The 11,664-nt window shown below is 67.0% G+C and carries 8 protein-coding genes; 1 reads left to right on the top strand and 7 read right to left on the bottom strand.

The window, feature by feature from the left end:
* Nucleotides 1-6: 6 nt before the first annotated feature.
* Together BLU77_RS16460 and BLU77_RS16455 are read right to left on the bottom strand one after the other, a co-directional pair.
* Nucleotides 7-1,320: an ABC transporter substrate-binding protein gene (locus tag BLU77_RS16460; RefSeq protein WP_089774131.1), complete on the bottom strand. Its 1,314-nt coding sequence runs from the start codon at nt 1,318-1,320 to the stop codon at nt 7-9.
* Nucleotides 1,321-1,355: 35 nt separating this feature from the next.
* On the bottom strand, nt 1,356-2,306 hold the full coding sequence (locus tag BLU77_RS16455; protein ID WP_175477164.1) for a nucleoside hydrolase: 951 nt from the start codon (nt 2,304-2,306) through the stop codon (nt 1,356-1,358).
* Between the two features lie 304 nt (nt 2,307-2,610).
* Here BLU77_RS16455 and BLU77_RS16450 point away from each other — a divergent pair, with 304 nt between their 5' ends.
* The gene (locus BLU77_RS16450) at nt 2,611-4,296 is read left to right on the top strand and encodes a dihydroxyacetone kinase family protein (RefSeq protein WP_089774129.1); all 1,686 of its coding nucleotides are present in this window, start codon (nt 2,611-2,613) and stop codon (nt 4,294-4,296) included.
* 966 nt (nt 4,297-5,262) lie between these two features.
* Here the strand turns inward: BLU77_RS16450 and BLU77_RS16445 are convergent.
* The 5 genes from BLU77_RS16445 to BLU77_RS16425 form a co-directional block, all read right to left on the bottom strand.
* A complete protein-coding gene (locus tag BLU77_RS16445) occupies nt 5,263-7,251 on the bottom strand; it encodes a DUF7927 domain-containing protein (protein WP_089772531.1) in 1,989 nt (662 codons plus the stop codon).
* Nucleotides 7,212-8,777 carry a CshA/CshB family fibrillar adhesin-related protein gene (locus BLU77_RS16440; protein ID WP_089774128.1) on the bottom strand — a complete coding sequence of 522 codons (1,566 nt, stop codon included), beginning with the start codon at nt 8,775-8,777 and terminating at the stop codon, nt 7,212-7,214. Before BLU77_RS16440 ends, BLU77_RS16445 begins: the two co-directional genes overlap by 40 nt.
* Before the next feature lie 586 nt (nt 8,778-9,363).
* Nucleotides 9,364-10,185 (bottom strand): hypothetical protein, encoded by an 822-nt coding sequence (locus BLU77_RS16435; protein WP_139177810.1) that lies wholly within the window; start codon nt 10,183-10,185, stop codon nt 9,364-9,366.
* Between the two features lie 136 nt (nt 10,186-10,321).
* Entirely contained in the window at nt 10,322-10,771 is a 450-nt protein-coding gene (locus tag BLU77_RS16430; RefSeq protein ID WP_089774126.1) for a nitroreductase family deazaflavin-dependent oxidoreductase, read from the bottom strand.
* Nucleotides 10,772-10,811: 40 nt separating this feature from the next.
* The gene (locus BLU77_RS16425) at nt 10,812-11,639 is read right to left on the bottom strand and encodes a hypothetical protein (RefSeq protein WP_139177809.1); all 828 of its coding nucleotides are present in this window, start codon (nt 11,637-11,639) and stop codon (nt 10,812-10,814) included.
* Between the last annotated feature and the right edge of the window lie 25 nt (nt 11,640-11,664).

Genomic DNA, 11,664 nt, shown 5'->3' with positions numbered 1-11,664 from the left:
CCCGGGCTACTGGTACTTGGCCCAGGCTGTCTCGAGCTCTGCCGAGGCCGCCTCGAGAGCCTGTGCCGGGTCGGTGCCGTTGGCCACGTCGGAGTAGGCCCGGCCGAGGATCTCCTCGAACTCCACGAAACCCACGGTCTGCACCCGCGGCACCGCCGTGTTGGAGGACTCGAAGTCGATGATGGCTACGGCATCCTGACCGGAATCGGAGGCGAACACGTCCCGTTCGAAGTAGGCGACCTTGCCCTCCGGGGTGGCCGGGAGCTCCGGTGCGGCCATGTTGTTCGCATAGCCTCCCCCGCCCTCGACGGACATCCAGTGCATGAAGACGGCCGCCGCCTCCTTCTCGTCGCTGAACGGGCTCATCGCCAGCGACCAGGAACCGGTGGGTGTGGCCGCCTCGCCGCCCTCGAAGTACGGGTGTGGCGCCACTCCCCACTCGAAGGTGGCGTCCTCGAGCTCAGGCAGCAACCAGGGACCCTGCACGATGTAGGCGGTGTTCCCGGTGAGGAACTCGGCATTGGACTGCTCCGGTGGCACCCCGAGCGGCGAGATGCCGTCGGCGAAGATCGACTGGTACCACTCCATCGAGTCGACCCAGGCCTGGGAGGTGATGTCCGGCGTCAGGTTTCCCTCTCCGGTGGCGCCGACCGAGCCGCCGAGCGAGACCGGCAGCGGTTCGAGCTGGTAGTAGCGGTGCGTCTGCCCGAACAGCAGGCCGTTGGTCGCTCCAGCGTCGACGGCGGCCTGGGCACGCTCGGTTGTCTCCGCCCAGGTCATCCGGTCCTCGACGGCCGCGGACGGGAGCTCGTCACCGGCCGATTCGACCAACTCCTTGTTGTAGTAGAGCAACTGGGTCGAGTTCGCGATCGGCATCGCCCAGAGGCTGTCCTCGTAGGAGCTGGACTGCAGTGGCGCGGGGTCGAAGACGTCCGTGAACTCGCTGAACTGCTCCGTGATGTCCTCGGTGTACCCGCGAGCGGCGAGCGCCGGGATCCGCGGCTGGTCGGCCCAGAACACGTCCGGATTGCCGTCCTGGTTACCAATCCGGGCGTCGAGCACGGAGTTGAGCTCGTCGAACGGGACGGCCTCGTACTGCACGGTGATGTCCGGGTGTGCCTCGCTGAACGCGTCGAACACGGGCTGGAGCTCGTCGGAGTCCTGGTGTCCGAGCACCTGGATGGTGGCGGTCGGGTCCGTCTCCGGGAAGGACCAGTCGCCGTCTCCTCCGGTGGCCGGTTCGGAGCCAGAGGAGCAGGCAGTGAGCAGCAGCGCCACGGCTGCGCTGGTGGTGGCGAGCCGAACGGTGGGGGTCCGCATGGCAGTTCCTTTCATGACGTCGGTGTCATCGGTTGTTACAGGGCAGAGATCCGGTCGAGGAAGTAGTCGAGGAAGCGGTCGGTGTCCACGTCGGTGGCGATCTGTGCGTTCGGTGCCGGTGCGTCCCGGGCGGTCTGCAGATCCGCGATCGCCACACCGCGGCCTGCTTCCTCGGCGGTGAGCACGTCCAGGTGAGCGGGAGCCCAGGTCACCAGGTCCGGGTGGGGGATCACGGCGACGGCGAGCGGGTCGTGCATCGCACAGGACTCGCCTGCCTGGGGGTCACCGGGGTTCTCCACTGCGAGCCGGTCGAGCCAGGCGACCGTGCACTCACCCGCGAACGCCCCGAACGGCCGCCCACTGGCAGCCATCTGGGTGGCGTGCTCGCGAGTGAGCCGCACCTTGGTGGTGACGTCCAGTCCGACGAGCCGGATCGAGGCCCCGCTGGCCAGCACGGCGCGGGCGGCGTGCGGGTCGACCCACCAGTTGAACTCCCCCGGCATCCGCCGCTGGTTGGTCTGCCCCTGGAAGACACCGCCCATCACCACGATCTCCTTGATCGCGGTCGCCACCGCGGGATCGAGGGCGATCGCGAGGGCGAGGTTGGTCAGCGGCCCGATGGCGATCACGGTGATCTCGCCCGGGGAATCGAGCACCCTCCGAGCGATCTCCGCGGCCGCGAACCCGGGCTCCGCGCGATGGTGCCCAAAGGCGTCCCGCACCGAGACCGGCGCGGAACGGGCACGGTGCGGCTCGACCATCGGAGCCGCCGCGCCACGGACGACGGAGATGTCCTCGCGGCCGAGCCGGCGCAGCATCTCCACGCTCAGGTAGGTGCCCGACTCGACGTCGATGTTGCCGTTGACCGAGGTCACCAGCTCCAGCTCGAAGGACTCCTCTGCCAGCAGCAACGCCAGCGCGAACCCATCGTCGATCTCCGACCCCGGGGCACCCATGCCCATGTCGGTATCCAGAATCGCCCGCATCGCCCACTCCCTCGTCAACGTCCGTGTCAACTCGTGTTGCATCAACTGTGACACGTGTTGAGGAGCACGGACAACCGATCTGAGATCGATCCCACAATGTGATACATACGCGTATCGCAAGCCCGGCAGTGCGCACGCCCCCACGCGTGCCGGCAGGACCGTGCCCTGGGGCCGCCGTCTCACCATGACGACGGCCATGGCATCACCGGTCACAACCAGGCAAGATGAGCACGTTCACACCACGAACCATGCGCGACGAGGCGATGCCCGTACCCGCGTCGCCGCTCGCAACAAGGAGTGCTCGATGACGACGGTGTTCAACGATCCCACCCAGTTCGCCCAGGACATGCTTGCCGGCTTCTGCCGCTTGCATGCCGACACGGTGGAACCCGTGACCGGCGGTGCGATCCGTGCCACCGAGACCCCTGAGGGCAAAGTGGCCGTCGTGATCGGCGGTGGCTCCGGGCACTACCCGGCATTCGTCGGCTGGGTCGGGCCAGGAATGGCCGACGGGGCCGTCGTCGGAAATGTGTTCTCCTCCCCCTCCACCCAGCAGGTGCACGCCGTGGCCACGGCGGCCGAGCGCGGCGGTGGCGTGTTCCTCTCCTACGGCAACTACGCCGGGGACGTGTTGAACTTCGATCTCGCCCAGGAGCGGCTGATCACCGACGGCATCCCCACCAAGACCGTCGTCGTCTCGGACGACATCACCTCGGCCAGCACCGAGGAGCGGCACAAGCGCCGCGGCACCGCGGGTGATCTGGTGGTCTTCAAGATCGCCGGGGCGGCCGCCGAAGCCGGGTATGACCTCGACGGCGTGGTGGAGGTGGCCGAGCGCGCGAACGACGCGACGTTCTCGTTCGCCGTAGCATTCGCCGGGTGCACACTGCCCGGTGACAGCGAGCCACTGTTCACCGTTCCCGCCGGACGGATGGGCGTGGGCATGGGGGTGCACGGCGAGCCCGGAATCGGCGAACAGGACGTGCTGCCGGCCTCAGAGCTGGCCACGATGCTGGTGGACAAGCTGCTCACCGAACGACCCGAGGGCGCCACCCGCGCCGCCGTCTTGGTGAACGGGCTCGGGGGCACGAAGTACGAGGAGATGTTCGTGCTGTGGAACAGCGTCGCCCCCTTGCTCGACGAAGCCGGCGTGGAGATGGTGGCTCCCGAGGTCGGTGAGCTGATCACCAGCCTGGACATGACCGGGGTCTCCCTCACGCTGTTCTGGCTGGACCCCGAGCTGGAAGAGCTGTGGCTCGCTCCGGCGCAGACCCCGGGGTTCCGGCGGGGTGCTGCCGTGGCTACCACCCGGCGGACCCGCACAGCAACGGACGCCGCCGCCGACACCTCATTCCCGCCCGCGAGCGAGGCTTCGCAGGCGAGCGCGCAACGCCTGGTCGAGATCGGCACCCGCCTCGCGGCGGTGCTGCACGAGCACGAGGAGGAGTTCGGCAAGCTCGACGCGATCGCCGGCGACGGCGACCACGGCCGCGGCATGACCAACGGCGCCGACGCCGCGCTGAACGCACTGACGGCGGCCGTCAACGCGGGTGCGGGCGTCGCCTCCGCCTTGGCTGCCGCTGGGGACGCCTGGGGTGACCGGGCCGGCGGGACGTCAGGCGCCCTGTGGGGGGCGGGGCTACGGGCCGCGGCCGGTGCACTCTCCGACGAGGAGGCGCCGTCGGGTGCGGCGGTGCGCGCGGCCGTTCGTGCGGCGCTGGACCAGCTGCTCTCCTACGGCAAGGCCGAGCGGGGCGACAAGACGATGCTCGATGCGCTCATCCCGTTCACCGAGGCCCTCGAGCAGGACGATCGGGACCTGTCCGCGGCGTGGTCGGCCGCCGCCGACATCGCGACAGAGCATGCCCAGGCGACGGCGGACCTCACCCCGCGGATCGGGCGTGCCCGACCGCTGGCCGAGCGCAGCATCGGGCACCCGGACCCGGGCGCTGTCTCCCTCGCCCTGGTGATGCGGACTGCCGCTCCCTGACAAACGGACAGGGAGACGTCGGTCAGTCCAGGATGCCTCGATGGGAACATCAGCCGTTGACGTGAGGAACTGGATTGTCGGCTGAGCAGCGGTCAGGTCCGAAAGGGCTCCCTGCACGCGATAGCGATGCCGAACAGTTATTCTCGCAGCCGCCAGCGCCTGATCGCCTCGATCTGAGAGACGCTCAGCGAATTGCGCACCTCAGTTCCCAGGTCATGGGTGCGGAATCACTCAGGACAGCGTGGAGGAGGCCGTCGGTGCGGCGGCCGATCCTGTCTCGCGCACGCCGCAGACCGGCAGCGCAGGTCTGCGAACGTCGCCTCGTCAATGACAGCACCACTGGTCGCGGCGACGACAGCGTAACTGTGGGTCCCGGGCGCGAGTATCGACTCCGACGACGTAGCGGTAGATGTCGGCCACGGTGGCAGGCAGGCCCCAGGCCACCCACGAAGGCTTACAAGAGCCGGAAATGGCACCTGCGAGTGTGAGCGATTAGACCCGCGCGGTGACGTATCCAAATCGCACCGGGTTCCCCGCTCGGGAACGGTGTCAGAGGTGAAGTAGTCGGAGTCAGGGTCATACACGGATGCCGCCGTGCACCAGCTTCTTTCGCGTCCTCCTCGATCGCACACAACACAACTGCGGCAATCAGGTCGTCAATCTCACTGTCTAATTCAGCGATGGAGCGCAGCGTCTCCACATCTCCAGCCATCACCACGGTGAGCGTCTGCGCTGGTTTGGGGCATGTTGCACGGGGATCGTAGGCGATATAGGTGGAGTAAGTTTCCCGTCGACTGAGCTGGGAAACACGATTGCTTGAATAGCGCCCAGGGAGGTTGCCTAGGAGGATCCAGGTCGTTCATCGGAGAGCCACTCAGGAGTCGACGCAGGATGACAGCGTCTTCCTGCCGGGCGTGAACCGTGCCGCCGGGCGCTCTAGAGTGCGGTTGCCCGGCGGCACGGTCATCACATCAGGTTGCCGAGTGTTGCCTTCTGTGAGGGTTCTTGCAGGGTGTTTTTGCGGCGTCGTGCGAGGTGGGTCATCCCGGCTCCGATTCCGAGCAGGAGCAGTGTTGCGAGTAGCACGGTGGTGGTGTCTGCACCTGTGTTGGGCAGGTTCCCACCGGGCTCTTGGGGTGGTGTCGGGAGTGCCGGTGGCTCGGGGATCTCGTGCTCGGTGCACAGCGATGAGTCGTCGACGCAGACCGGTTCCTCACCGGTGACGGCGATGACATTGTTGAGTTGGTGGTTGCCTTGCTGGTCGTAGGCATTCACTGTCACGGTGTAGTTGACCGTGTGCACTGCTCCGGCGGGCACCGTGCCGGTGATTCGGATCGTCTCGCCCTCGGTGATGGCGGTGAGGTCCTGGTTCGAGGCCGTGGGGCCTGCTGTCAGGACGGCATCGTCAAGGACGTCGGTGAGGTGGTCGGTGTAGTCCACAGCGCCTGCTGCCTCGCCGGTGTTGGCGAAGGTGAGCGTGTAGGTGACCTCTTGGTCGGCCGTCACGGACGAGCCCGATTCTGGGTCAGAGGACTTGCTCGCCTCGACCTGCGGTAGTGGGGTGGTGGTGCAGTCGGTGGCCCCGTCTTCGCATTCGGCCGGTGGGGTATCACCGGGGGTAACGAGGAAGTTGTCGGCTGTGTTGTTACCGCGCTCGGTGTCGGCGTTCACGGTTGCTTGGTAGGTGATCGTCGCAGTCTCACCAGCAGCGAGCTCACCACCGATCTGGAAACGGTCCTCGGCCACGTCCGAGATGGTCACCGAGTCGGTGTCCGACTCCGGAACACTAGTCAGTTCCGCGTCGTCGAGTACGTCGGTCAGGACATCCTCACGAGAGAGTGGGGCGGTGGCCTGGCCGGTGTTGGTCACCGTGATGGTGTAGGTCAGGACCGTGCCCGCGGCCACAGGATCACTCGATGCCGTCACGTTCTTGGTGTACTCGACTGCGCCGATGGGTGTGCTTGTGCAGTCGGGGAACTCCGTGTCGGTGGGGTTGCATACTGGCTCTTCTGGGGGCGTTGGTGGGTTGTCTGGGTCGTTGACCAGGAGGAAGTTCGCCGCGATGTCGTCTCCGCGTTGCCCATCTGGCTTCACCGTGACCTGGTAGGTGGCGGTGCGTGTCTGCCCCGCGGGCACGTCGCCGGTGATGGCGATCTGGTTGCCGTCGCGGGAGACGAGGAGTCCGTCTGTGCTTGTCGGTTCTGAGGTGATGTCGGCGTCGTCGCTCACGTGGGCTAGGTCGTCGATGTGGTCCACCGTCGCGGTGGCCTCGCCATCGTTGGCGAAGAACAGTGTGTAGGTCAGTACGCTGCCTGCGACTGCTGGTTCGTCGCTGGAGTCGACTTGCTTCCATGCGGTCAGCCCCGCACCGGGGATCTGCACGGCGTCACATGAGGCCTCATCGGGTGCGGTCTCGGACTCGGGGACGCAGGCGAGGTTGCGCAGGTTCTGGTCTGCCTCACCGGTGTAGGTCACCGAGTAGGTGATGGTGGCTGATGCGCCGGCCTCAAGTGCCCCCTGCCAGGACAGGGTCGGTTCGTCGTAGGAGACCTCGCCGGTGGTGGCGGTCGCGTCGTTGTTGAAGGTCGCGGCGTCGAGGACGTCTTCCAGATCGTCGGTGAGGGTGGCCGGTGAGTCTGCCGTGTAGGCACCGGGGCCGTCGTTGGTGACCGTGATCGTGTACTCGACGCTCTCGCCGACGGCGGGCAGTTCGGCGCGGTCGGCCGTCTTCGTCACCGTCAGGCGTGGCAGCAGATGCTCGGTCTGCGCGCACGGCTCACCGGTGTCGGGGTCGGCGCCTTCCTCGGGCGGGTCACACTCCGGTGGCACCGGGTTCTGCGGGTCCTCCGGCTCCCAGGCGACATTACGGACGATGCCGTCACCACCGGGTTCGACAGTGACGGTGTAGCTCAGTTCTACGCTCTCGCCGGCACCGAGCGCACCGGTCCAGGACACAGCGGTTCGGCATAAGACACCTCGCCGGACTGGTCCGCCGCCGCGTCATTGTTGTAGGTCGCGTCGTCCAGCACACCGGACAGGTCGTCGAACACCGCGGCCGGGAAGTCTTCGGTGAACGCGGCATCGCCGGTGTTGGTCGCCGTCACCGTGTACGTGACCGTATCGCCAGGGCGGGTGTTCTCAGTGGCATCGGAAGTCTTCTCAATTTCCAAGCCGGGCAGGGCGATGTTCACCGCATGGTCCTCAACCTCACCGGACGTGGACATACCCGTCGCACTGGCGACGCCAGCCTCATCCTGCGCGATCCGCAACCGCAGGAAACTCAGATCGTCACCGCTTGAAGTGACGGTGTCGGCCGGGACTGTCCAGGTCAGATCCACCGCGCCACCGGCGGCAACCACATCGGACTGCTCGCCATCATCGAAGACGCCGTTGCCGTTGAAGTCAATCCACCCGGACACGTATCCGGTGCCGCGGGACTCGACGCCCTCAAGAGTATAGGTCTCGCCCGGGGTGACGTGGATCGTTCCGGGCGGGTCAAGTGCATCCTCGTCCCCCTCACGGTTGGCATCATCGCCAGTAGCGTCCGCGGTGTGCTGGTGCTCCGACTCAGAGTCAACCATCGCGCCGAGACGGAGAGCCGGCTCCCCAGGCGCCCCGACTTCGAAGTCATCACCGGAGACCGCAGTCGTCCCGACGGGGACTTCACCGCCCTGCCACCCCCGGTCGAACAACGCACCAGCCACGCCGTAACTTTCCGGAGCGTCACCAAAATCACTCGCAAGGACCACACCAAGCGCGATCGCGCTCTTGCCGCCACCCTGCAACGCCACGCTGGCGCCGGTGGCGCCTTCCATGAAGCCGACCGCCATCGGCCCGTCCTTGCCACCAGGCCGGTAGACGCACTCATCACCGTCTGCGGTGAAGCGCAGCTTGTTGCTGCTGTCGACCGACGCCAACGTCGAGGCGTCGCAGCCGTCCGCCCGGAACCGGTCGATCACCCGCCACGTCGAGTCCGCACTGTTCGGGGTGGCCTCAATGAACTCGTCCTGCAAAGAACCATTGCCGGTGTTGCTTGCTTCAGCATCGGCGATCACGAGCCCTTTCAACGGCACCGGCACACCGTCGAGGGTGACCTGGCAGTCGAAGTTGAAGCTCACCTGCGTGCCGGGGTTGGTGTTCGAGATGCCCGAGATGAGCTGGTTGCTGGTGCCAGTGCCGCCGATGTTGTACAGGTTGTCCAGCCCGTCACCCTCCCAGGTGCCGGACCGATACGCCTCGGCCTGCCCGTTCAGCCCGGAGATCGTGCACGTCGTGGCCAGGTCCGTGCCGGCGACGGTGCGCGTGTTCGTCACCGTCTGGTTGCTCAAGCCCTCGCCGTGCTCGCCCCACTCGAACCAGTCGATCGAACCCTGGTACAGGCCGTCACCACCGGCGGCATACGCCGCGCGCGCGGGAGCAGCCGTGACCAGCGAAGCACCGGCGCCCAGGACACCTGAGACAAGGGCAAGAGCACCCGTCATAGCAACCAAGCGCTTCAGCGCCGACCACTTCAGGAAAGGACGGTGAGCATTACCACTCGAGTTGAGGGATCGTCTGGCAACAGGGTGTTGCGAGGCGCGATGTTTCACGAGCGTTCCTTTCACGTCAGGCGGTCAGTGTCAACATGTAGGCGGCATAGATCGCGCGCGAAAAGGCCTCGGGAGGTCCGCTTTTTGAGACGCAGGCATCGAGGCATAGGAGAACGGGTATGGCAGCCTGTGTTGAGCCTAGACGGAATCGTGGAGCACTATGACTGGTTTGGGGTACCAGATTTTAGAGGGCTCCCAAAAGGCATGCTGGTGCTGTCGCAATCACTAACGAGGAGCGGTCATATGTCCTGATGAACCGCACTGGGTTCAGACCCGTGCCAGTTGATGGTGGTTTCGGGGTTTTTGCCGTGTCTGTGCTGGTCAGCGGGTTGTGGTCGTCTCATTGACACACCCCGTGGCCGATACGGTCGGGAGTGTGGTGTGCGGAAGTCTCAGGGCCGGTCGGAAGTGAACCGCACTGTCAGTCTTCGTCAACCGCCTGGATCCCCGGGGAACCTTGCTACCTGCAACCGTCGGTTCAGGTGCAACCCTCGAACCCCGGCGCCAGCGCCCGCACGTACACATCCTCGGGCACCTCCCCGCCGTCGAGCAGGTAACGGTAGAGCGTCTCTGCCTCGGCACCGGAGAGAACCGCACAGTCCTCCGACCCGAGAAGTTCCTCGATGGGCTGGACCGGCCAGGCCTGCGGTGTCGAGACATCAACTGGACCCAGCCGCCAGTGCAGCAGCAGACCCGTCGCCGGTGCCACGTGGTCCGTCGCACGGGCGCTCTCGGCGATCGCTCCGATCAGTTCCAGCCTCTCCCGGGCCGCCCGCTGGCTCCGTGAGAGACCGCCGTCGTTCCCAAGCATGTAGACGCTGACGCGGGTGTCCTCGCCGCCGTCCCAGTAGCTGACAGAGGTCGACAGCCCATCGGTGGCCTGCGGACTACCGAAGTCCACCTCCTCCTGGATCGTCGATCCGGCCAGCTCGATGAGCATCTCCAGCTCACACTCGGAGAGGTAGGAGGCCTCCCAGGCGCCGGCATCGCCGTCGAAGCCCGGCGGCGGTGCCACACGCGCACCGGGGGCGAATCCGCCGTCGCGGGCAGGGCCCGGAGTCAGTACCCAGCCGTCGTCATAGACCACCCAGGCGTTCCCGTACGGCCACGCGCCCTGGCTCGCGAGCAGCTCACCGCTGCCCGGCTCCGATGCAGGCGGCGATTCCGGCGCCGGACAGGTGGCCGGGTCCGGGACGGATGGCTCCATGCACCCGCTCAGCGTGGCCGACAGCAGGGCCGCGAACGCGCCGGCTACCGCGCCGACAGTGCTGCGTCGCCGCACCCGATGGACTCCCCGCATGATGCCTCTCCCCGTACCGACTGAGCTGTTCCACAGGTGAGACTATGGCGTCAGAAGCCTCGCGAGGCGCCGGTGACATGGGCAGGCCTTCCCATGTCACCGACCAGATCATCTCGGTGGGGCACCGACGGCGTGCCTACTCCTCGACCGGTTCCAGCAGGAACACGGGGATCAGTCGGTCGGTCTTCTCCTGGTAGTCGGCGTACGGGGCATACACGGCCACCGACCGCTCCCACCACTCCTGTCGCTCATTGCCCTCGGCCAGGCGTGCGCGGTACAGCCGCGGCTCGGGCCCGTCCTGCAGCTCCACCACCGGGTGGGCGATGAAGTTGTCGTACCAGACCGGATGCTCCGGTGCCCCACCCTTGGACGCGACGGCCGCGTACACACCGCCGGACTCCACCCGCATCACCGGGTTCTTGCGCAGCTTGCCGGTCTTCGCGCCCTGGGAGGTGATCACCACGATGGGCCACTCCGGCCGGTTCATCAGGGTGTTCGCCTCGCGCCCGCCGCTGGCCTCGTAGTCCTCGACCTGCTCGCGTACCCACGCACTCGGGCTGGGCTCGTAGTCGCCATGAAGTGCCATGGCGAGGTCAACCAGGCGTGCGTGGCGCACATTCCCGGTCTCAGCACGCCGGGATGCCCGGTGGAACGACCGCGACCTTCGTCCACCCCAGATCGTCCGGTTCTCCGAGCAGGTAGTCGTACACGGCCTGGGCGTCGTCGCCGACGAGCTCACCGCAAGGCTCCGACCCGAGGATCTCCTTCAGGGGTGGACCCGGCCAGCCCGACGGCAGGTTGTACTCCGGGTCACCCCGGACGCTCAGGGTCGTCACCTCGAGCACCTCACCGGTCGGGACGGCATCGGCCGCGATATCACGGAGAGCGATCAGTCCTTCTCGGGCATCCTGCTCGCCTCGGTCGAGGCCGGAGGCGTCGGCTTCCCTGCCGAGCGCGTACGCCTGCACTCGCACCGGTTCGCCCGATCCGTACCGGGTGACGTAGGTGGTCGGCTGGTCGGTGATCATGGGGTCACCGAACCGTGCGTTCTCGGTGACGACGCTCTCGGCCAGGTCGGTCACCTGCTCCATCGCGCACTCCCCCAGGTATCCGATCTGCCACGCCATCGGACCGTCGTCGTATGGGGACGGGACATACCGTGGGAGGCGCACGGCAGCCAGCGCCTCCGGAGTGGCCTCGGCCAGGGAGAGCACCCACCCGTCCTCGTACAGCACGTGGGTGAGGTCCTGCGGACCCTGCCCGACGGCGACCGTCACCAAGGGGTCGGCCGCACCGGGGGCACCTTCAGACGGGGAACCTGCCGGTGGGCACGACTCGGTCGGCAGGGCGGGTCCGGAGCTGTCCAGCAGGCCGCACCCGGTCAGGGTCATCACCAGAACGGCTGCCGCTGTTGCAGCGGCCCCATGGCGGCGCTGCACTGTCGACGTCGTCATCGCTGGTGTCTCCCTCGCCTCGGCC

Source organism: Ruania alba, assembly GCF_900105765.1.
Classification (GTDB): Bacteria; Actinomycetota; Actinomycetes; order Actinomycetales; family Beutenbergiaceae; genus Ruania; species Ruania alba.
This window is presented reverse-complemented; position numbering and strand designations above follow the sequence as displayed.